Below are 20,127 nucleotides of genomic sequence, written 5' to 3'. Positions count from 1 at the left end.
TCGGCCGGCCCGGCCCATCGTGTATAACGGCTGGAGAGCATCGGACGCGCACGTGTGCGAACGACACATGGGCGCGAGACCGGCCGACCGGCCGTGAAGGGGAAGAGGGGAGGGGCCGATGAGGGGTGACGCCAGCCGTCTGCGCAGTGGTCTCGCCCGGCTGCTCCGCCCCGCCGGGCTGCTGCTCTTCCTCATCACCGAGGTCCTCCTCGCCGAGGGCGGCAGCCTCTCCGCCGCCGTCGCGCTCGCCGCGACCGCCGCCGCCGGTTCCGCGCTCGCCGTCGCCTCGGTCATCAGCGCCCGCTGCGCCGCCCCGGTGCCCCGCACCCGGGTCCGCACCGCCATCCGGGACCGGGAGAAACGCACCGCGTTCCTGCCACAGCGCGATCCCGACGCCAAGGGGCGCAGGCGCCCCCGAGCCCCCGGCCGTGCCCTCCCGACGGCCGCGTAGGGGCTCGCAGCAGCAGCCACTCCTCCCGTAGGTGCGCCATGGGCGCCCCGCGCGGTCCGTCATGCCGAGTCCGTTCTTTCTCCCGGCACGACGAGACCCCCGGAGGGCTCATCCATGTCCGTCTTCATGTCCGCATTCGCCGGTCTGGTCGGCGCGCTGGCCGACGCGCTGCACCCGCTCTTCCAGACCGCTTCCACCGCCGCCGCCATCGTGCTGTTCACCGCACTCGTACGGCTCGCCGTGCACCCCCTGTCGCGGGCCGCGGCGCGCGGGCAGAAGGCCCGTACCCGGCTCCAGCCGCAGATCGCCGAACTGCGCAAGAAGCACGGCAAGAACCCCGAGCGCATGCAGAAGGCGCTGATGGAGCTGCACAAGGAGGAGAAGGTCTCGCCGCTCTCCGGCTGCCTTCCCAGCCTGTTGCAGATGCCCGCCTTCTTCCTGCTCTACCACCTCTTCTCCAGCCAGAAGATCGGCGGCGACCCCAACGAGCTGCTCGGGCACCAGCTCCTCGACGCCCCGCTCGGCGAGCGCTGGCACGACGCACTCGCGCACGGCGGGCTGTTCGGCGCGCAGGGCATGGTCTACCTCGGCCTGTTCGCGATCGTCGCCGCCGTGGCCACGTTCAACTTCCGGCGTACGAAGCGGCAGATGGCCGCCAACCCCGTCACCCCGGCCACCGGCCCCGACGGCCAGCCGGTGCCCGGCATGGGCGCGATGACGAAGCTGATGCCGCTGATGTCCTTCGCCACCCTCTTCACCGTGTCCGTGGTGCCGCTCGCCGCCGCGCTGTACGTCGTCACGAGCACCACCTGGACCGCGATCGAGCGAGCTGTCCTCTACCGCGACATGCCCGCCGCCGGGACCGCCATGGCCACCGCGGTGTGAGCGGGACGGCGGCCGCGCCGGTCCAGTGTGTGAACAGGGTCTTGTGGAGTGATCGGATGTCTTGGACGATCGGACAGTCCTGCGGTGGCCGCCACCCATCCGACGGGCCCGATCTCGACCAAGGGGAGACAGAGAGTTGAAGCTGCTTCGTGTGGGTACGGCAGGCGCGGAACGACCGGCCCTGCTGGACGGGGACGGAACCCTGCGTGACCTGTCGGGAGTCGTCTCCGACATCGACAGCGCCCTGCTCGCCGACGAGCCGGCGCTCGCCCGGGTACGGGCCGCCGCGGCCGCGCCCGGCGAGCTGCCCGAGCTCGACGCCGAGGGGCTGCGGGTCGGGCCGCCGCTCGCCCGGATCGGCAAGATCGTGTGCATCGGGCTGAACTACCACGACCACGCCACCGAGACCGGAGCGGCGATTCCCACCGAGCCGATCCTGTTCTTCAAGGCACCGGACACCGTCGTCGGGCCCGATGACACGGTGCTGGTGCCGCGCGGCAGCGTCAAGACCGACTGGGAGGTCGAGCTCGCGGTCGTCATCGGGCGCACCGCCCGCTACCTGGAGTCCGCCGAGGAGGGGCTCGCGCACGTCGCCGGATACGCGACCGCGCACGACGTCTCCGAGCGCGAGTTCCAGATCGAGCGCGGCGGCACCTGGGACAAGGGCAAGAACTGCGAGACGTTCAACCCGCTGGGGCCGTGGCTGGTGACGGCGGACGAGGTCGCCGATCCGCAGGCGCTGTCGCTGAAGCTCTGGGTCAACGGTGAGCTGAAGCAGGACGGCACGACGGCCGACCAGATCTTCCCGGTGGGCGAGGTGGTCCGGTATCTGAGCCACTTCATGACGCTGTACCCGGGCGATGTGATCAACACCGGGACGCCCGCCGGGGTCGCCCTGGGCCAGCCCGAGCCCAAGCCGTATCTGCGGGCCGGGGATGTCGTGGAGCTGGAGATCGCCGGGCTCGGGCGGCAGCGGCAGGAGCTCAAGGACGCGTAGCGGGGGCGTGGGGCGGAGGCTGGGGCGGTTGCCGGTGGGTTGTTCGGCGGTCGCCCCGCGCTGAGGAGCGTCGCCCCGCGCTGAGGAGCGGTTGCCGGTGGGCCGGTGGGTTCGGCGGTCGCCCCGCCCTCGGGCGCCTTTGCCGTCCGGCGTTGTCGCGCACGGCTCCGGCGGCTCCCGCGCCTCGGTCAGGCTCGGAGCGCCGGGCTCATGCGGACCGCCCCTCCGCACCGGAAGCCGCGGAACCGGAAGAGCCGGAACCCGAAGGCGCGGCGAGCTTCACGGTGACGCCCTCGCGGGCCGAGCGGCGGGCCGCTTCCAGGACGTCCAGGGCCGCCGCGGCCTGAAGGGCGGTCACCGGGTTCTCGCCCTTGCCGCGCAGCGCGTCGGCGACCGCCGCGTAGTACGCCGGATAGTCGCCCGGCAGCGTGCGGACCGGGGTGCCGCCGCCGGTCAGCGGGGACTCGCCCGAGCCGATCCGGCCCCACAGCTCCTCCGGCTCCTCGCCCCACGGCCGGCCCGCCGTCGGGCGCTCGCCCGCGCGCAGTGCGGCCTCCTGCGGATCGAGGCCGTACTTCACATAGCCGGCCCTCCGGCCGAGCACCCGGAAGCGCGGGCCGAGCTGGGCCGTCGTGGCGCTGACGTACAGATGCGAGCGGACCCCGTTCACATGCGTGATCGCGAGGAACGTGTCGTCGTCGGCGGCGGCGCCGGGGCGGCGCACGTCGGACTCCGCGTACACCAGCGCCGCCGGGCCGAAGAGGGTGAGCGCCTGGTCGACGACATGGCTGCCCAGGTCGTACAGCAGCCCGCCGATCTCCTGCGGGTCGCCCGACTCGCGCCAGCCGCCCTTGGGCTGCGGGCGCCACCGCTCGAAGCGGGACTCGAAGCGCTGTACGTCGCCCAGCTCGCCGTCCGCGACCAGCCGGGCGAGAGTACGGAAGTCGTTGTCCCAGCGGCGGTTCTGGAAGACCGAGAGCAGCAGCCCGCGCCGCTCGGCCAGGGCCGCGAGCCCGCGCGCCTCGGCCGCCGTACCGGCGATCGGCTTGTCCACGACGACCGGCAGACCGGCCTCCAGCGCGGCGGTCGCGATCGGGACATGGGTCTTGTTCGGCGAGGCGATCACGATCAGATCGAGCGGGTCGAGCGCGTCGGGGCCGTCCGCCGCACGCTCCCACAGCTCCTGCGGCGACGCGGCGAACCGCACGCCGGGGAACTCGGCGCGGGCCTGCGCCCGCCGCCCCTCGTCCGAGGTGACGATCGTGTCCAGGGCCAGACCGTCGGTCGCGGCGATCAGCGGGGCGTGGAAGACGGAACCCGCCAGGCCGTAGCCGACGAGCCCGACGCGCAGGGGGGTCCCGGACGGTCGGGGCGTCTCGTGAGTCGCGTTGCCAGTCATGTCCGCCACTTAAGCAACGCTGTTGCCATAGTGCAAGCGACCGGGACAATGGGGTGGTGAACAGGAGCAACAGCGGTGTGAACCTGCCCGCGCTGCGCACCCACAACGCGGCGCTGGTACTGGATCTGCTGCGGGTGGCGGGCGCACGCGGCATCAGCAGGCTCGAACTCGCCGAGCGCACGGGACTCACACCGCAGGCCGTCAGCAAGATCACCGCCCGGCTGCGGGCCGAGGGCCTGGTGGCCGGGGCGGGCCACCGGGTCTCCACCGGGGGCAAGCCGCGCACCGTGCTGCGGCTGGTGCCGGACGCCGGGTACGCGGTCGGCCTGCACCTGGACCGCGACGGGCTGACGGCGGTGCTCGTCGACCTGTCCGGCGCGGTCGCCGGGAGCCGCACCGCCCCGCTGGACCTCGGCGCCCCGGCGGACGAGGTGCTCGCGGCGGCGGCCGACGCGGTGACGGCGGTACGGGACGGGGGCGCGGTGGCGGCTGCCGGAGAAGGGGGCGCGGGGTCGGCGGTACGGGGCGGGGGCGCGGGGCCGGTGGACCGGCCGGTGCTCGGGGTCGGAGTCGCGGTGCCGGGCCCGCTCGACCACCGGGGCGGGGTGCTGCACCGCGTCACCGGGTTCCCGCAGTGGGACGGCTATCCGCTGCGGGACGCGCTGGCCGTACGGACCGGGCTCCCCGTCGTCGTCGACAAGGACACCAACGCCGCCGCCCTCGGGCTCGCCCTGCGGGCGGAGGGCGGCGGCGACTTCGCGTATCTGCACCTCGGGACCGGGCTCGGTGCCGGGCTGGTCCTCGGCGGGGCGCTGCATCGCGGGGCCCGTACCGGGGCCGGTGAGTTCGGGCACCAGACCGTTCAGCTGGACGGGCCGGTCTGCGGCTGCGGGGGGCGCGGCTGCATCGAGGCGCTCTGCCTCGCCGCGGTCGCCCGGGGCGATGCGGCGGAGGCCGCCCGGGTGCTGGGGACCGGCGCCGCCAACCTCGTCGGGCTGCTCGGCATCGACCGGGTGGTGCTGGGCGGCCGTACGGTGGCCGCGGACCCCGACACCTACGTACGGGGCGTCCGCGCCGTGCTCGACGAGCGCGCGGGGCGGGGCGGGCGGGGCGGTGCCGACGTGCCGGTCGCCGCCGCCGGGGGAGGGGACCGGCCGGTCGCGGAAGGGGCCGCCCAACTGGTCCTGGCCCCGCTGTTCGGGCGGGCGGGCGGTGCCGGGGAGGCGTGAGCAGCGGCGTGGGACGCGGGGTGGCAGGGGGGCCTGGGCGGCGGAACGGCTGGGCAGCGGAGGAGGCCGGGGCGGCGGAACGGCTGGGCCGATCGGCTGGATTCCGGCGGCCGGGCGGGCGGCCCCTCGGCATGTCGGGGCGGGCCGTCTCGCGCGTGCGTGGCAGCGTCCGGAATCCCCAGGTCGGCCGAGCCCCACGCCGTTGGCCGCCTCGTGTGTGCGGGGCAGCGTCGCGGTCCGGAACCGGTGAACCCCGGCGCACGGGGTGAGCCGACCGTTTCGCGAGCAGCGAAGGATGATCCCCCCGATGTCCCCCACTCCGCCCCCGTCCGGCACGCCTTCCGGTTCCGCGCCGGGCCGCGTGCTCGGTGCGATGCCCGGCCGCGCCGCCGGTCCCGCCCCCACCGCGAGGCCCGTGAGCGCGTCGGCCCCGGCGTCCTTCCCCACCGCCAGTCCCACGTCCGTACCCGTCGTCACGGCCGCGTCCATCCCCGTGTTCACCGCCTCCGCACGTCCTCCTGCGGCCTCGGCCGCACCCTCCCCCTCGGCCTCGCCTCCGGGGCCGACCGGGCGCCCCCGGCACGGACTCGCACTCGGGCTGGCCGCCGCGACCGTCGTCCTCGGCGGCACATCCGTCACACCCGCCTCCGCCGCCTCCTCGGCCACCCCGGTCTCGTCGCCCGGCTCCACCACCGCCGACCAGCAGCCCGCCTGCGGCGATCCGGCGGCGAAGGACTTCCCCATCAGCACCCGCATCCACGGCGGCCCGGACACATACGCGTCCGGCGGCGGCTACGGAACCTGGTTCCTGGACCTGACCAACACCACCACCGAGTCGTGCCGGGCCATCCACCCGGTGCTCGTCCTCACCGACGAGGACCGCAAGCTGACCTCCGACCAGATCCAGCTGAATTTCTCCGAGCAGGCCCGCCCCGGTACGGAGCACCGCGTCACCTGGGAGACCACCGACCAGGACGAGCAGATCGGCGTCTTCGGAGGCACGGCCGGCGACACCTTCGGCGGCTTCACCGTCCCGGCGGGCCGCACCGTCACCATCCAGGTCCGGATGGCGTTCACCTCCGACACGAGCCCCGGCAGGATCACCGCCAACGCCGCCGTCGTCCAGCGGCAGCGCACGGCGGGCGGCAAGGACGACGGGGCCTGGGTCGGCGAGTCCGAGGAGTACCCCTTCACCGTCGTCGAGGACAGCGACGGCGGCGAGACCGGTGAGCCCACAGGGACCAGTGAGACCACAGGGACGGGTGAGCCCACAGAGACCGGCGATACCGCAGACGCCGGTGAGACCACAGGCACCGGCGAGGTCGGCGGTACCGGGAACACCGGCGACACCCCGCGCGATCCCCTGCCGGACGGAACCCGGCCCAGCACCTCCGCCACCGACGACACCCGGCGGCCCGCCGATCCCGGCCGGACCCCGGAACAGGACGGCCGCCCGGAGCTGGCCGCGACCGGCGCGGGCTCCGTCCCCTCGACCGGCCTCGCCGTCACCACGCTCCTGATCGGCGGCGGGGCGATGGTGGTCAAGGCCAGACGGCTGCGCCGCGCACACCCCGCACCGCCCCCGGGCTGAACCGCCCCACACCCCGGCCCCACCACAGAACCGCCCATTGCGCGCCCGGACGTTCACCGTTGTTCATGTCCGTCTGCCACCATCGGGCCGTGGACTACCCGCACGACCAGGTACCTGGCGCACCCATCCGTTCCGGCATCCCCGAGCACGGCCGTATCCCCAAGTACTACGCCGTCAAGGCCCATGTCTCCGTTCTCATAGACGAGTTGGGCGAGGGTGGCATGCTGCCCACCGAGCGCGATCTCGCCGAACGCTACGAGGTCTCGCGCGAGACGGTGCGCCAGGCGCTGCGCGAGCTCCTGCTGGAGGGGCGGCTCGCCCGCCAGGGGCGCGGCACCGTCGTGGCCGGTCCCAAGCTGGAGCAGCCGCTCTCGCTGGCGAGTTACACGGAGGGCGTACGCCGCCAGGGCCGCAAGCCGGGCCGTCACCTCATCGGCCTGGAGCGGTTCCCCTGCCCCGAGGCGCTCGCCGCCGACATCGGGGCGGAGCGCGGCGACCCGGTCTGGCACCTGGAGAGGGTGCTGCTCGCCGACGACGACCGGGTCGGGCTGGAGAGCACCTATGTCTCCGTCGCCCGGGTGCCCCGTCTGGACACGGAGTTCGACCCCGACTCGTCCTTCTACGGCTACCTCCGCGACCGGCTCCAGATCCCCTTCGGCGACGCCGACGAGCGGATCGAGACGGTGCTCGCGACACCGCGCGAGGCGCTGCTCATCGGTACGCCGCCCGCGCTGCCCATGCTGCTGATGCACCGGATCTCGCGCGACACGGCCGGGCAGCCGCTGGAGCGCGTACGGACCCTCTACCGCGGCGACCGGTTCTCCTTCACCGCGCACCTGGGCCCGCAGGCCGGTCACTGAACGACCGCACCGTACGGATGGCGATGACTCCTGCCCCCGACCGCCCCCGCGACCCGGCCATCGAGCCCATCGAGATAACGAGAACATAACGGGTCTAGGCCAACCTTGGGATCCAGTTCACCGTCCCGTTGCCGTACCGATCCGTACGGGTCACCCGCTCCGAGGAGCGTAGCCGTCGTGAGAGTCATCGTCGTAGGAGCCGGCGTGGTGGGAACCATGCACGCCTGGCACGCAGTGAACCGCGGCCACGAGGTCGTACAGATCGAGCGCGAGAGCGAGGCGCGCGGAGCATCGCTCCGCAATTTCGGACAGATATGGGTCAGCGGCCGGGCCGGGGGCGAGGAGCTGGAGACCGCGCTGCGCGCCCGTGAGCTGTGGGAGGGCATCGGGGCACAGGTCCCCGGGCTCGGCTTCCGGGCCTGCGGCTCGCTCACCCCGCTCCGCACCGAGCTGGAGCTCGCCGTCGCAGAGGCGGCCGTCGCCCGCCCCGACGCGGCGGCCCGCGGCTACAAGCTGCTCACGGCCGACGAGGCCCGTGCGGTCAACCCCGCGCTGCGCGGTGACTTCGCCGCCGCCCTGTGGTGCGAGCGGGACGCCGCGGTCGAGCCGCGCACCGCCCAGCTCGCCCTGAAGCAGGAGCTGCTGAAGTCCGGCCGGTACACCTTCCTCGGCGGGCGCGAGGTCCGCGAAGTGGTGGGCACCGCCTCCGTCCGCGACGACCACGGCGACGTCCACACCGGCGACGCGGTGATCCTGGCCACCGGCGCCTGGCTCGGCGGCCTCGTCCGCGAACTGGCCGGCCCCGATCTCCCGGTGCGCCGCGTCCGCCTCCAGATGATGCAGACCGACCCGCTCGGCGAGCCGCTCGCCACCTCCGTCGCCGACGCGGACAGCTTCCGCTACTACCCGGCCTACAAGAGCCCGGCGCTGGACGCCCTCAACGCCGGGCAGGCCCAAGCCCCCACGGCCGCTGAACACCGCATGCAGCTGCTCATGGTGCAGCGCCGCGACGGCGGACTGACCATCGGCGACACCCACGAGTACGAGCACCCCTTCTCCTTCGACACCGTCGAGGAGCCGTACGAGCACCTCACCGGCGTCGTCGAGTCCTTCCTCGGCCGCCCGCTGCCGAGGATCCGCCACCGGTGGGCCGGGGTCTACGCCCAGTGCACCGACACCAGCCGGGTCGTCCACCGCCAGCAGGTACGGGACGGCGTCTGGCTGGTCACCGGACCGGGCGGCCGGGGCATGACCTGTTCGCCCGCCATCGCCGAAACGACCGCCAACGAACTGGGCTGGTGAAGAAGTTGACCACGCACAACCCCCACGACCTGATCGTCCTCGACATGGCCGGCACCACCGTCGCCGACGGCGGCCTCGTCGAGCAGGCGTTCTCCGCCGCGGCCGGCCGCCTCGGCGTCGAGCCCGGCTCCGCCGACCACGCCGAGAAGCTCGACTACGTCCGCGCCACCATGGGTGAGTCCAAGATCTCCGTCTTCCGGCACCTCTTCGGCGACGAGGACCGGGCCCAGCAGGCCAACACCGCCTTCGAGGAGGCGTACGGGGGCCTGGTGGACGGCGGCCGCATCGCCCCGATCCCCGGCGCCCGCGAGGCCATCGAGCGGCTCAAGGGCGAGGGCCGGACCGTGGTCCTGTCCACCGGGTTCGCCCGCACCACTCAGGACGCCATCCTGGCCGCGCTCGGCTGGCAGGACCTGGTCGCCCTGACCCTCTGCCCGGCCGACGCGGGCGGCCGGGGCCGCCCCTGCCCGGACATGGTCCTCGCCGCGTTCCTGCGCACCGGCGCCGTCGACGGCGTCCAGCAGATCGTGGTCGCGGGCGACACCTCGTACGACATGCTCAGCGGCGTGCGCTCCGGCGCCGGGATCGTCGCTGGGGTGCTCACCGGCGCCCACGACAAGGACCAGCTGACCCGCCACGGCGCCACACATGTGCTCGGCTCGGTCGCCGAGCTCCCGGACCTGATCGCGCGGGCCGAGGCATGACGGGCGGAGAGCGGTCCGTCCGCAGCGGAATCAGGTTCGACCAGGTCAGCGTCGCGTACGGCGGCAACACCGTCCTCGACCGGCTCGATCTGACCGTCGAACCCGGCGAGGTCATGGCCCTGCTCGGCCCCTCCGGGTCCGGCAAGACCACCGCCCTGCGGGCCGTCGCCGGATTCGTGCAGCCCGCCTCGGGCCGGGTGTACCTCGGCGACCGCGACGTCACCGGGCTGCCGCCGCACAAGCGCGGCATCGGCATGGTCGTCCAGCAGTACGCCCTCTTCCCGCACATGCGGGTCCAGGACAACGTCGCCTTCGGGCTCAAGGCCCGCAAGGTCGCGAAGGACGGGATCCCGGAGCGGGTCGCCGAGGCCCTCGACATGGTCGGCATGGCCGCCTACGCCAAGCGCTACCCGCGCGAACTCTCCGGCGGCCAGCAGCAGCGCGTCGCCATCGCCCGCGCGCTCGCCATCCGGCCCGGCGTCCTGCTGCTCGACGAACCGCTCTCCGCCCTCGACGCCCAGCTGCGCTCCGGAATGCTCGCCGAACTGGCGCGGCTGCACCGGGAGCTGCCGGACGTCTCCATCCTGTACGTCACCCACGACCAGGTCGAGGCGCTCACCCTCGCCGACCGGATCGCGGTCATGGACAAGGCGAGGCTCCAGGACTGCGGCACCCCGCAGGACCTGTACCGCCGCCCCCGTACCGAGTTCACCGCCTCGTTCGTCGGCAACGCGAACCTGCTGCCGGTCACCGTCGCCGACGGCGCCGACACCGTCGACTTCGCCGGACGCGCACTCGACGTACCGACCGGCGAGGTCTCCCGAGGGGCCACCGCCACCCTCTGCGTCCGGCCCCACCTGGTCGGCCTCGGCGACGGACCCAACGCCCTGAACGGCACCATCACCGAGGTCCAGTGGCGCGGCTCCACCCACCGGCTGTACGTCGACATCGACGGGCACCGGGTCAAGGCGGACCTGAAGGAGCTGCGCGAGACCCCGGCGCTCGGTGACCGGGTCACCCTGCACTTCGCGGCCGAGGACGCGGTGCTGCTGCCCGCGGGCGCCGCGGAGGGAGCCGGGGGAGGGACCGATGGCTAGCACCGCGCAGCCCGTCGCACCGGGCATCACGGCGACGAAGAAGCCCCACCGGAGCACCGGCCCGTCCGGGACGACGCCCCCGCGGGCCCCCGCCCGCGAGGCCCGCCGGATCCCCCGCTTCGTCTGGGCGCTGCCGCCCGTCGCCGTCCTCGCCCTCGTCTTCCTCTACCCGCTGGCCCTCGTCGTCCAGCAGTCCTTCAGCCCGGACGAGGGCGGCACCTCGATCGCCCCGTACGGCGATGTGTTCGCCTCCGAGTCGTTCCGCTCGGCGCTGACCACCACCGTCTGGCTGGCGGTCGGCTCCACGGTCGGCTGTCTGGTGCTGGGCTTCGTCCTGGCCATGGTCATCGCGTTCGTGCCGTTCCCCGGCGGCCGGGCGGTCGCCAAGTTCATCGACGTCTTCCTCTCCTTCCCGTCGTTCCTGATCACGCTCGCCCTGCTCTTCATCTACGGCAACGTCGGCCTGGCCAACGGCGTCTGGACGGACCTCACCGGGGCATCCAAAGGTCCCTTCGACTTCCTCACCACCCCGTGGGGCGTACTGCTCGCCGAGATCACCTACTTCACGCCCTTCGTGATGCGCCCGCTGCTCGCCGCGTTCTCGCAGCTCGACAGCGCGCAGCTGGAGGTGGCGTCCTCGCTGGGAGCCAGGCCGGCCCGGATCGTGCGGCAGGTGATCCTCCCCGAGGCGCTCCCCGCGCTCGCCGCGGGCGGCAGCCTCGTCCTGGTGATGTGTCTCAACGAGTTCGGCATCGTGCTCTTCACCGGCGCGAAGGGTGTCACGACCCTGCCGATGCTCGTCTACAGCAAGGCGATCCTGGAGTCCGACTACCCGGCGGCCTGTGTCGTCGCCGTCGTCAACATCGCGATCTCCGTCGGTCTCTACAGCCTGTATCGGATGGTGAGCCGCCGTGTTGGTGCATAGCCGTACGGGGAAGTGGGCCACCTGGGCCGTGTTCTTCGTGCTCTTCGTCCCGCTGTTCGCGGTGCCGCTGCTGGTCATCCTCGCCGCGTCGTTCACCACCAACTGGTCCGGCGCCTTCCCCTCCGGACCGACCACCAAGCACTACACCGCGGCGACCGGCGGCGACTCCCTCCAGGCGCTGACCACCAGCCTGATCACCGCCGTCAGCGCCAGCCTGCTCGCCCTGACCATCGGTTCCTGGGCCGCGCTCGCCGCCGCCTCGATGCGTAGGCGCGGCAGGAGGTTCCTCGACGCGCTGTTCATGCTGCCGGTCGCCGTGCCCTCGGTCGTCGTCGGCCTCGCCGTGCTCGTCGCGTTCAGCAAACCGCCGATGCTGCTGAACGGGACGCGCTGGATCGTGATCCTGGCGCACACCATTCTTGTCACTGCGTTCGCCTATTCGTCGGTTTCGGCGGCAATAGTGCGTCTCGACCCGATGTACGAACAGGCGGCGGCCAGTCTGGGCGCCCGTCCCGGTTACGTGCTGTGGCGCATCAAGCTGCCGCTCCTGCTGCCGTCCCTCACGGCGGCCGCAGGGCTCTGCTTCGCGCTGTCCATGGGCGAGTTGAGCGCCACGATGATGCTCTACCCGCCGGACTGGACACCGCTCCCGGTGCAGATCTTCGCGGCCACCGACCGTGGCTCGCTCTTCACCGGAGCGGCCGTCGCCGTGGTCCTGATGGGAACGACGCTGCTCGTACTGCTCGGCGTCTCCCGGATCCGCACCAGGGCCTCGTACCGCTGATCCGCCGACACACCCCCGTACTGACTCCGGCCGGCTCCCCGGCCGACATCCAGGAGATACGACTGCCATGCGCAAGAACCACCTCAAGCCCATAGCCGCCGTCACCGGCTGCCTCGCCCTCGCCGCCACCCTCTCCGCCTGCGGCGGCTCCTCGGCCGCCTCCGACGAGAAGGTCGTCACCGTCTACAGCGCCGACGGCCTCAAGGGCGAGAACGGCGACGGCTGGTACGACAAGGTGTTCAAGGACTTCGAGAAGAAGACCGGCATCAAGGTCAAGTACGTGGAGGGCGGCTCCGGCGAGATGGTGCAGCGCGCCGTCCGCGAGAAGTCCAACACCCAGGCGGACGTCCTCGTCACCCTGCCGCCCTTCATCCAGCAGGCCGACGGCAAGGGCCTCCTCGCCGCGTACGCCCCGGCCGGCTCCGACCAGGTCGACGGCGCCGACAAGGCGTCCGACTCCAAGTGGACCTCGGTCGTCAACAACTACTTCGGCTTCATCTACAACAAGAAGGAACTGAAGTCGGCGCCCACCACCTGGGAGGAGCTGCTCGACGGAAAGTTCAAGGACAAGATCCAGTACTCCACCCCCGGAGTCGCCGGTGACGGCACGGCCGTACTCATCAAGGCCATGCACGACTTCGGCGGCAAGGAGCCGGCGATGGCGTACCTGAAGAAGCTCCAGGCCAACAACGTCGGCCCGTCCGCCTCCACCGGCAAGCTGGCCCCCAAGGTCGACAAGGGCGAGCTGCTCGCCGCCAACGGCGACGTCCAGATGAACTACGCGCAGTCCAAGGACATGCCCAACCTCGGCATCTGGTTCCCCGCGAAGCAGGGCGGCAAGCCCACCACCTTCGCCCTGCCGTACGCGGCCGGCCTGGTCAACAAGGCCCCGCACAGCGCCAACGGAAAGAAGCTGCTCGACTTCATGCTCTCCGAGCAGGCCCAGAAGGACGTCAGCGAGGTCGGCGGCGGCTTCTCCGCCCGCAAGGACGTCAAGGGCACCGACGCCAACGCCGTCGAGCTCGCCAAGCTGATGGACGGCGTGGAGGTCTTCGAGCCCGACTGGTCGGACATCGACACCAACCTGGACACCTATGTCGAGGCCTGGAAGTCGGCCACCGGCAGCTGACCGTTGCCCGACGATTCACCGCAGGGGTATGGACCTCCGGCGGATCATCGCGGAAGGATAACGGGTCTAGTCCCATGTGCAACTCCCCATCGGAAGGCGGGGAGTTGCACGTGTGCCCCCCCCCACCGTCTTGACGGAGGACCCGTGACCACAGGCATGTCCCGCCGCACTCTCCTCATGAGCGCGGCCGCCCTCGCCGCCGCCGCAGGACCGCTCGCCGCCGCCACCACCGCACGGGCCGCGGCCCGTACCCCCAAGGTCCTGGTCATCGGCCTGGACGGCGCCCTGCTGAACCGGATCAAGGACGCGGACGCCCCCCACCTGGACGAGCTGATGTCCACCGGACTCACCTCGGTCAGCCCGCTCTACGCCGACCCGATGGCGCCCACCCTGTCCGGCCCCGGCTGGTCCACGATCATCACCGGCGTCTGGCCCGACAAGCACCGCGTCAAGGACAACGCCTTCACCGGCCACGCCTTCGCGCAGTACCCCGACTTCCTCACCCGGATCGAGACCGCGAAGCCGGGGCTGTCCACGTACGCGGTCGCCTCCTGGAACCCCGTCACCGACACGATCTTCTCCGCGAAGGTCGACACCCGGGTCTCCACCCCGGACGCCGAGTACGACACCGGCACCACCAGCAGAGCCGTCGCCGAACTGGCCGCCGGCAACCGGGACGCGGTCTTCGTCCACCTCGACAACGTCGACCACGCCGGGCACAGCCACGGCGCCGCGAGCACGCAGTACCTGGACGCCATCCACGGCGTGGACGCCCAGGTCGGGCAGCTGGTCGCCGCCGTACGGGGCCGGGCCACCCACGGCTCCGAGGACTGGCTCATCATGATCACCGCCGACCACGGGCACACCGACGCGGGCGGCCACGGCGGCTCCAGCGCGGCCGAACGGCAGACCTTCCTCATCGCGAGCGGCGGCACCGTCACCCCGGGCTCCACCCGCTACGACATCAGGATGCCGGACGTCGCCGCCTCCGCCCTCGCCCACCTCGGCATAGCCGTCGACCCGGCCTGGAACCTGGACGGCCGGCCGCTCCAGCAGCCCGTCCCCGACGCCTTCGACGCGCTGCGCCCGCAGCTCGGGACCCGCGTCGACGAGACGGGAATCGGCGGGTCCGTCGTCGGCTTCACCCACACCCCGCCCGCCGGGTGGTCGGTCGACAACAGCGCGATGGGCACCGGCGGCGTCACCGAATGGCGCGGCTGGACCTTCACCACCGACGAGTTCTGGACATCCGCCGAGCGCAACCAGTGGCGCGAGACCAACGTCCGGGCCCGCAATGTCTTCGCGGTCGCCGACGGCGACGAATGGAGCGACAAGAGCGTCACCGGCACCTTCGACTCCACCCTGATCAGCCCCGCCTGGCCGGTCACCGGCGGCCGCACCGCCACCCTCGCCTACACCACCCACTACCGCCAGGAAGCCCCGCAGAAGGGCCAGGTGCTCGTCTCCTACGACGGAGGCACCCCGGCCGTCGTGAAGACGTACACCGCCGACACCGTCGCGAAGACCGAATCGCTCACCCTCCAGGTCCCGCCCGGCGCCACCACCGCACAGGTCCGCTTCCGCTACACCGGCGGCAACAACTGGTTCTGGGTGATCGACGGAGTGACACTCACGACGCGGTGATCCGGCCGTTCCGGCAGATCGAACGGACGGCCTAAAATCGGGGGCGTCGGCGCTGCACAACGCGGTGCCGCCGGCGTCCCCGCACACGGCGTACGGCAGGAGTCCCACACATGGCAGAGCGCAAGCCGATCACATCCTGGCTCACCGACATGGACGGAGTCCTGATCCACGAGGGGACGCCGATCCCCGGAGCCGATGCCTTCATCAAGCGGTTGCGTGACTCGGGGCTGCCCTTTCTGGTCCTCACCAACAACTCCATCTACACCGCCCGCGACCTGCACGCCCGGCTGAACCGCATGGGCCTGGACGTGCCCGTGGAGAACATCTGGACCTCCGCCCTGGCCACCGCCCAGTTCCTGGACGACCAGCGGCCCGGCGGCACGGCGTACGTCATCGGCGAGGCCGGTCTCACCACCGCCCTGCACGACATCGGCTACGTCCTCACCGACCACGAGCCGGACTACGTGGTACTCGGTGAGACCCGCACCTACAGCTTCGAGGCGCTCACCAAGGCGATCCGGCTGATCAACGGCGGCGCCCGCTTCATCTGCACCAACCCCGACGAGACCGGCCCGTCCGCCGAGGGGCCGCTGCCCGCCACCGGGTCCGTCGCCGCCCTCATCACCAAGGCCACCGGCAAGGCCCCGTACTTCGCGGGCAAGCCCAACCCGCTGATGATGCGCACCGGGCTCAACGCGATCGGCGCCCACTCCGAGTCGAGCGCCATGATCGGCGACCGGATGGACACCGATGTGCTGGCCGGTCTGGAGGCGGGGATGCAGACCTTCCTGGTCCTCACCGGTCTCACCACGGTCGCCGACATCGACAAGTACCCCTTCCGGCCGTCCACGGTCGTCGACTCGATCGCCGATCTGGTCGGTCTCGTCGAAGCGGGCTGAGCCCCGGCCGGGCACAGCAGAAAAGGGCGCGGGGGCGGGGTCCGGGCGGCCCCCGGGGGCCGTACCCCCGCGCCCCTGCGGATGCGAAAACCCTCCGGAGGCGTGAACCTGCACAGAGGAGGTTCACGATGCGTTTGATACCCCTCACGTTCTGTGCCGCCGCGGTCGTCGCGGCGACCCTGGTGCCGGCTTCCGCCGCACTGGCCGACTCCGGCTCCGGGTCCGCCCAGGAGAAAGGCCGCGTCTCCCTGACGGCCACCCCGTCCTCCCTCGTGCCCGGCGGTGAGACGGACCTGCGGCTGGAGGGCTGCGAGGGCGACGAGGCCACGGGCCGTTCCGATGCCTTCGTCTCCGAGGCGCGCTTCTCGTCCGCCGCGGACGGCGGCCTCGTCACCAGAGCCCGGATCAGCTCGGACGCCTCCCCGGGCGACTACGACCTCCGGGTCGACTGCAAGGACGGCAAGGGCACCACGGGAGCCACCGCCACCGGCACGCTCACCGTTGTCGACCGTGGCCGGGCCACCCCGCTGGCCCCGGTCGCCGCAGGTGGCGGCGGTGCCACCCTGTTCGCCGGCCGGGACGCCCGGCAGGAGGGCCCCGGCACCGTGCACGCGGTGATCGGACTGGTCCTGGCGGCCGTCGCGGCCGTCGCCGTCGCGTTCCGCAGCGCCCGCCGCCGTCCGGCCACGGACTGACATGTCCGCCCCGGACGGCACCGCGGGCCACGGCAGGCTGCTCGCGGGAGTGGCCTGGGCCGTCCTGCTGCTGGGCCTGTGGCTCTGGGGCCGCGGCATCACCGACGGCTCCGGCGCCAGCTCCGCCCCGACCACGGGCGACATCGCCGCGGTGGGCCGCCCTCTCGGCGTAGCGCTGCCCCCGCCGCACGACCCGATCGAGGGCGCCGTGCCGGAGCGGGTGGAGATCCCCTCGATCGGCGTCCGGGCGCCCGTGGTCGCCCGGGACCTGGACAAGGACGGGGCGATCGAGCCGCCCCCGTTCGACACGCCCCAGACCGTCGGCTGGTACGGCGGTGGCACCGAGCCCGGCGCGAAGGGCCCCGCCCTCCTCGTCGGCCATGTCGACACCGAGATCCGGCCGGCCGTCTTCTACGGGCTGAGCGCGGCCCGCCCCGGCGCCAAGGTCGAGGTCATCCGCGCGGACGGCACCGTCGCCGAATTCACCATCGACGACGTCCAGGTCTTCACCCGGGCACGCTTCGACGCCGACAAGGCGTACGGCCCCCGCCAGGACGGCCGGGCGGAGCTCCGCCTGATCACCTGCGGCGGGACCTTCGACCGGACGTCGCACGAGTACGACGCGAATGTCGTCGTCTCCGCCTACCTGACCGGCGAGAAGCCCGCGGGCGACAAGGCCTGAGGCCTGAGGCCTGAGGCCTGGGGCCTGGGGCCTCAGGACGACACGGCTGCGACAGCGCACCGGCGCCCGTACCGAGGGCAGTTCACGGTCCAGCTGGCCCGGGGCCGCGACTCCACGTGGGCGGGCAGCCATCGGTCCTGAAGGGGCGGCAGGTTCACCGACCGCTCCTGCGTGGTGACTCCTCGGTCAACTGCGCCGGTGGTCATGGCCCGTGCGTTCCCGCGAGTCCGGAGCGGACCACCGGAACGTCCCCTTGGCAGTCCCCTCGGCGGTCCCAACTGTTCGGCCCCTCAGCCTGGTTGGAGCGGACGATCACTGAACGGATGGTCCGACCCCGACCCCCGACCCCGACCCTCGACCCCGGACTCCGACCTTGGACCCCGACCCCGCTCGCAAGGGAGGAAAGGGTGGGTTGCAGGTCGTATGTGCGATATGCCTACCCCTTGTGGAAGGGTGCACGGAGGTGTATGGAATCGGCCTTCGCGCCGCTGTGTGACCGGTTGGTGACTGTGTGACAGCTATGAAATGACTGTGCGCCGTCTGTGCGGGTAGTGGTTCAGGGTGGCGTCGCGGAGGGCGCCGCGGGGCGCAGGCCCGGCGCGAGGCTTCGGTGCGGGAGGCTTCGGCGCGGAGGGTTCACCTACGAGCAAAGCCCCCTCACGCATGGTGAGGGGGCTTTGACTCTGCGTGCGCCGCCAGGGACTCGAACCCCGGACCCGCTGATTAAGAGTCAGCTGCTCTAACCAACTGAGCTAGCGGCGCCTGCTGACCTGGAGAACTCTACCCGAAGACGGGGGGTGCTCCTGACCATTTACCGTCCATCACGGCCTGTCGGATGGTCGTTTTTTCACTTCTGTCCGTCAAAATGCGATATGTCAGGAGAGTTGAGACACTGGCGCCCGTGCAGATGCGCCCAAAGATCTTGACGAGTGCGGAGGGGAAACGCATGACTGTGCCGGCTTTCGAGGAGTACGTGCCCGCCATCGACTGCGCCTGTGCGGGGTGCGCCGCCCAGCGGCGGACCGCCGCCAGTGCCCTGCCCGTGCGGTACGGAGGTCATCCGGCCGCACACGGCGCACGCCGCGCCCTGGTGCTGGCCACCGCGGCCGGGGTGGTGCTGAGCACCGGCGTCGCCGAGGCGGTGGGTGCGCCGGGTGTGACGGGTACGACGGGCGACCGGGCCGCGGGGGCGGCCGGGTCCGCCCGGACCGACCCGAGCGGGGACAGCCCGCAGGGCGGGCCCGGACCGCTGCGGGGCGGCGGCGCCTCCGGACCGCCCTCGTCCACGACGACCACGCCCAAGCTGCGCACGACCAGCCGGGCCGACATCATCAACCGCGCGAAGAAGTGGGTGTCCGCGCAAGTTCCGTACAGCATGACCAAGTACTGGAACGACGGTTACCGGCAGGACTGCTCCGGCTTTGTGTCGATGGCCTGGAACCTGCCCGGCAACGAGTGGACCGGCAGTCTCGCCGCATTCGGGACGCGGATCTCGCGGGCGGAGCTGCAGCCCGGCGACATCCTGCTCTTCCACAACCCGGCCGACCCCTCGAAGGGCTCGCACGTCACGATCTTCGGCGGCTGGACCGACTACACGCACACCCACTACACCGCGTACGAGCAGACGAAGCCGCACACCCGCAAGAAGACGACGCCCATGGCGTACTGGAGCAACTCCGGCGGCTATGTCGCGTACCGCTACAAGGGCCTCGGCGGCGGCAGCGCCGGCGGCGGCTCGTCGTCGACCGGGTTCCCGGGCGCCGGGAAGTTCGGTCCCGGTGTCAGCAACGCCTATGTCACCCAGCTCGGCAGGATGCTCGTGGGCCGGGGCGGCCAGCGCTTCTACTCGGTCGGCCCCGGGCCGGGCTGGGGCGACGCGGACCGGCGCGCGACCCAGGCGTTCCAGAAGGCCCAGGGCTGGAAGGGCAAGGAGGCCGACGGCATCCCCGGTGCCGAGACCTGGCGGCTGCTGGCGAGCGGCACCGGCCGCGACATCCCCGGCGCCGGAAGCGGCGACAGGAACGGGACGCAGGCCGGCCACGGCGACTCGAACCCGGGTTCAACGTTCCCCGGGCGGGGCTATTTCCGGCCCGGACAGTCCAACAGCCATGTCGACAAGCTCGGCAAGCAGTTGGTGAAGAAGGGTTTCGGCACGCATTACACCTCGGGGCCCGGACCCCGGTGGACCGAGGCGGACCGGCGCAATGTCGAGGCCTTCCAACGGGCTCAGGGCTGGCGGGGCGGAGCGGCCGACGGCTACCCCGGCCCGGAGACCTGGCGGCGACTCTTCGGGTGACACGACGGACATGACGGAGGCGGGTATGCGATCCACGGTGTCGGACAGCTCCGGAACCCCGGAGAACGGCAGGCCGGACGAGGGGGAGCGGGAGCGGGATCCGGTCAGGGCCTGCGGGCCGGGCCGGGTGGTGCCGCCCGGACGGGAGGGCGGCGGCCAGGGTGCGGGGGCGGGGCCCGGGCCGGGCGGCGGCCCGGACTCCGTGGTCGACCTCGTGCTGGATCTGGTCCCGGGCGAGGAGCCGGACTCCGCGTTCGGCGCCACCTCGGCCTCGGTGTCGGTGCCGGGGGCCGTACCCGTCGTCCCGTCCTCGCCGTCGGCCCGCACGGCCCCCGACACCGTCTTCGACTCCCTCCCCGTCTCCGGGGGCGACGGGGACGGGCGGTCCGGTGCCGCGCCGTGGGGGACCGGGCGGCGCCAGGCGGTCATCGCCAACGAGCGGACCGCGACCATCCCCGTGCATCTGCTCTTCCGCGAGGACGCCGCGCGCGCCGAGGCGGCCGCGCTCCCCGTCGGCGCGCAGGGGCGGGGAGCCGCCGGCGGCCGCCCGCCGGTGGG

The 20,127-nt window shown here is 72.5% G+C and carries 18 protein-coding genes, 1 tRNA gene and 1 pseudogene; 18 read left to right on the top strand and 2 right to left on the bottom strand.

Annotated elements, in window-relative coordinates; translation table 11 throughout:
- The first annotated feature begins 118 nt into the window (after window positions 1–118).
- The 3 genes from GA0115234_RS09790 (at window position 119) to GA0115234_RS09780 (ending at window position 2,333) form a co-directional block, all read left to right on the top strand.
- A complete protein-coding gene (locus GA0115234_RS09790; RefSeq protein ID WP_093540509.1) occupies window positions 119–451 on the top strand; it encodes a DUF6412 domain-containing protein in 333 nt (110 codons plus the stop codon).
- A gap of 114 nt (window positions 452–565) precedes the next feature.
- A complete protein-coding gene (locus GA0115234_RS09785) occupies window positions 566–1,336 on the top strand; it encodes a YidC/Oxa1 family membrane protein insertase (RefSeq protein ID WP_093540508.1) in 771 nt (256 codons plus the stop codon).
- A gap of 136 nt (window positions 1,337–1,472) precedes the next feature.
- A complete protein-coding gene (locus tag GA0115234_RS09780) occupies window positions 1,473–2,333 on the top strand; it encodes a fumarylacetoacetate hydrolase family protein (RefSeq protein WP_093540507.1) in 861 nt (286 codons plus the stop codon).
- A gap of 208 nt (window positions 2,334–2,541) precedes the next feature.
- On the opposite strand, the gene GA0115234_RS09775 is transcribed toward GA0115234_RS09780, so the two are convergent.
- The gene (locus tag GA0115234_RS09775) at window positions 2,542–3,732 is read right to left on the bottom strand and encodes a Gfo/Idh/MocA family oxidoreductase (RefSeq protein ID WP_093540506.1); all 1,191 of its coding nucleotides are present in this window, start codon (window positions 3,730–3,732) and stop codon (window positions 2,542–2,544) included.
- A gap of 56 nt (window positions 3,733–3,788) precedes the next feature.
- On the opposite strand from GA0115234_RS09775, the gene GA0115234_RS09770 reads away from it, so the two are divergent.
- The 13 genes from GA0115234_RS09770 to GA0115234_RS09710 all read left to right on the top strand — a co-directional run bounded on the left by GA0115234_RS09770 (window position 3,789) and on the right by GA0115234_RS09710 (window position 17,273).
- Complete coding sequence (locus tag GA0115234_RS09770) at window positions 3,789–4,961, top strand: ROK family transcriptional regulator (protein WP_093540647.1); 1,173 nt, start codon at window positions 3,789–3,791, stop codon at window positions 4,959–4,961.
- A gap of 307 nt (window positions 4,962–5,268) precedes the next feature.
- Window positions 5,269–6,552: a hypothetical protein gene (locus tag GA0115234_RS09765; RefSeq protein ID WP_237541224.1), complete on the top strand. Its 1,284-nt coding sequence runs from the start codon at window positions 5,269–5,271 to the stop codon at window positions 6,550–6,552.
- Between the two features lie 89 nt (window positions 6,553–6,641).
- A complete protein-coding gene (locus tag GA0115234_RS09760; protein WP_093540645.1) occupies window positions 6,642–7,412 on the top strand; it encodes a GntR family transcriptional regulator in 771 nt (256 codons plus the stop codon).
- A gap of 177 nt (window positions 7,413–7,589) precedes the next feature.
- Window positions 7,590–8,714, top strand: a complete 1,125-nt coding sequence (locus GA0115234_RS09755) for a TIGR03364 family FAD-dependent oxidoreductase (RefSeq protein ID WP_093540505.1) — start codon at window positions 7,590–7,592, stop codon at window positions 8,712–8,714.
- Window positions 8,711–9,418 carry a phosphonatase-like hydrolase gene (locus GA0115234_RS09750; protein ID WP_305123095.1) on the top strand — a complete coding sequence of 236 codons (708 nt, stop codon included), beginning with the start codon at window positions 8,711–8,713 and terminating at the stop codon, window positions 9,416–9,418. Before GA0115234_RS09755 ends, GA0115234_RS09750 begins: the two co-directional genes overlap by 4 nt.
- Window positions 9,415–10,515, top strand: coding sequence for an ABC transporter ATP-binding protein (locus GA0115234_RS09745; protein WP_093540504.1), 1,101 nt, complete (start codon window positions 9,415–9,417; stop codon window positions 10,513–10,515). The genes GA0115234_RS09750 and GA0115234_RS09745 overlap by 4 nt, the downstream gene beginning before the upstream one ends.
- Window positions 10,508–11,440 carry a 2-aminoethylphosphonate ABC transporter permease subunit gene (locus tag GA0115234_RS09740; protein ID WP_093540503.1) on the top strand — a complete coding sequence of 311 codons (933 nt, stop codon included), beginning with the start codon at window positions 10,508–10,510 and terminating at the stop codon, window positions 11,438–11,440. The genes GA0115234_RS09745 and GA0115234_RS09740 overlap by 8 nt, the downstream gene beginning before the upstream one ends.
- Entirely contained in the window at window positions 11,427–12,224 is a 798-nt protein-coding gene (locus GA0115234_RS09735; protein WP_093540502.1) for an ABC transporter permease, read from the top strand. Before GA0115234_RS09740 ends, GA0115234_RS09735 begins: the two co-directional genes overlap by 14 nt.
- 67 nt (window positions 12,225–12,291) lie before the next feature.
- A complete protein-coding gene (locus tag GA0115234_RS09730; protein WP_093540501.1) occupies window positions 12,292–13,353 on the top strand; it encodes a 2-aminoethylphosphonate ABC transporter substrate-binding protein in 1,062 nt (353 codons plus the stop codon).
- Between the two features lie 156 nt (window positions 13,354–13,509).
- Window positions 13,510–14,997, top strand: coding sequence for an alkaline phosphatase family protein (locus tag GA0115234_RS09725; RefSeq protein WP_093540500.1), 1,488 nt, complete (start codon window positions 13,510–13,512; stop codon window positions 14,995–14,997).
- Window positions 14,998–15,107: 110 nt separating this feature from the next.
- Window positions 15,108–15,896: an HAD-IIA family hydrolase gene (locus tag GA0115234_RS09720; RefSeq protein ID WP_093540499.1), complete on the top strand. Its 789-nt coding sequence runs from the start codon at window positions 15,108–15,110 to the stop codon at window positions 15,894–15,896.
- A 128-nt stretch (window positions 15,897–16,024) separates the two neighbouring features.
- On the top strand, window positions 16,025–16,591 hold the full coding sequence (locus GA0115234_RS09715; protein WP_093540498.1) for a hypothetical protein: 567 nt from the start codon (window positions 16,025–16,027) through the stop codon (window positions 16,589–16,591).
- Between the two features lies 1 nt (window position 16,592).
- Window positions 16,593–17,273 carry a class F sortase gene (locus GA0115234_RS09710; protein ID WP_093540497.1) on the top strand — a complete coding sequence of 227 codons (681 nt, stop codon included), beginning with the start codon at window positions 16,593–16,595 and terminating at the stop codon, window positions 17,271–17,273.
- A gap of 688 nt (window positions 17,274–17,961) precedes the next feature.
- On the opposite strand, the gene GA0115234_RS09705 is transcribed toward GA0115234_RS09710, so the two are convergent.
- Window positions 17,962–18,035 (bottom strand) — tRNA-Lys (locus GA0115234_RS09705).
- A 184-nt stretch (window positions 18,036–18,219) separates the two neighbouring features.
- Between GA0115234_RS09705 and GA0115234_RS09700 the strand changes: the two genes are divergently transcribed.
- Both GA0115234_RS09700 and GA0115234_RS41810 read left to right on the top strand, forming a co-directional pair.
- The gene (locus GA0115234_RS09700; RefSeq protein WP_093540496.1) at window positions 18,220–19,569 is read left to right on the top strand and encodes a peptidoglycan-binding protein; all 1,350 of its coding nucleotides are present in this window, start codon (window positions 18,220–18,222) and stop codon (window positions 19,567–19,569) included.
- 25 nt (window positions 19,570–19,594) lie between these two features.
- A pseudogene (locus GA0115234_RS41810) lies at window positions 19,595–20,127 on the top strand (hypothetical protein); the annotation flags it as partial.

Origin of the sequence: Streptomyces sp. DvalAA-43, assembly GCF_900091725.1 — a bacterium.
Lineage (GTDB): Bacteria > Actinomycetota > Actinomycetes > Streptomycetales > Streptomycetaceae > Streptomyces > Streptomyces pulveraceus.
This window is presented reverse-complemented; position numbering and strand designations above follow the sequence as displayed.

What these genes read in the sequence shown, in the direction of transcription:
- GA0115234_RS09785 (WP_093540508.1), top strand. Translation starts at nt 566, where the DNA reads ATGTCCGTCTTCATGTCCGCATTCGCCGGTCTGGTCGGCGCGCTGGCC.
- GA0115234_RS09700 (WP_093540496.1), top strand. Translation starts at nt 18,220, where the DNA reads ATGACTGTGCCGGCTTTCGAGGAGTACGTGCCCGCCATCGACTGCGCC.
- GA0115234_RS09740 (WP_093540503.1), top strand. Translation starts at nt 10,508, where the DNA reads ATGGCTAGCACCGCGCAGCCCGTCGCACCGGGCATCACGGCGACGAAG.
- GA0115234_RS09790 (WP_093540509.1), top strand. Translation starts at nt 119, where the DNA reads ATGAGGGGTGACGCCAGCCGTCTGCGCAGTGGTCTCGCCCGGCTGCTC.
- GA0115234_RS09725 (WP_093540500.1), top strand. Translation starts at nt 13,510, where the DNA reads ATGTCCCGCCGCACTCTCCTCATGAGCGCGGCCGCCCTCGCCGCCGCC.
- GA0115234_RS09730 (WP_093540501.1), top strand. Translation starts at nt 12,292, where the DNA reads ATGCGCAAGAACCACCTCAAGCCCATAGCCGCCGTCACCGGCTGCCTC.
- GA0115234_RS09775 (WP_093540506.1), bottom strand. Translation starts at nt 3,732, where the DNA reads ATGACTGGCAACGCGACTCACGAGACGCCCCGACCGTCCGGGACCCCC.
- GA0115234_RS09765 (WP_237541224.1), top strand. Translation starts at nt 5,269, where the DNA reads ATGTCCCCCACTCCGCCCCCGTCCGGCACGCCTTCCGGTTCCGCGCCG.
- GA0115234_RS09715 (WP_093540498.1), top strand. Translation starts at nt 16,025, where the DNA reads ATGCGTTTGATACCCCTCACGTTCTGTGCCGCCGCGGTCGTCGCGGCG.
- GA0115234_RS09720 (WP_093540499.1), top strand. Translation starts at nt 15,108, where the DNA reads ATGGCAGAGCGCAAGCCGATCACATCCTGGCTCACCGACATGGACGGA.
- GA0115234_RS09710 (WP_093540497.1), top strand. Translation starts at nt 16,593, where the DNA reads ATGTCCGCCCCGGACGGCACCGCGGGCCACGGCAGGCTGCTCGCGGGA.
- GA0115234_RS09745 (WP_093540504.1), top strand. Translation starts at nt 9,415, where the DNA reads ATGACGGGCGGAGAGCGGTCCGTCCGCAGCGGAATCAGGTTCGACCAG.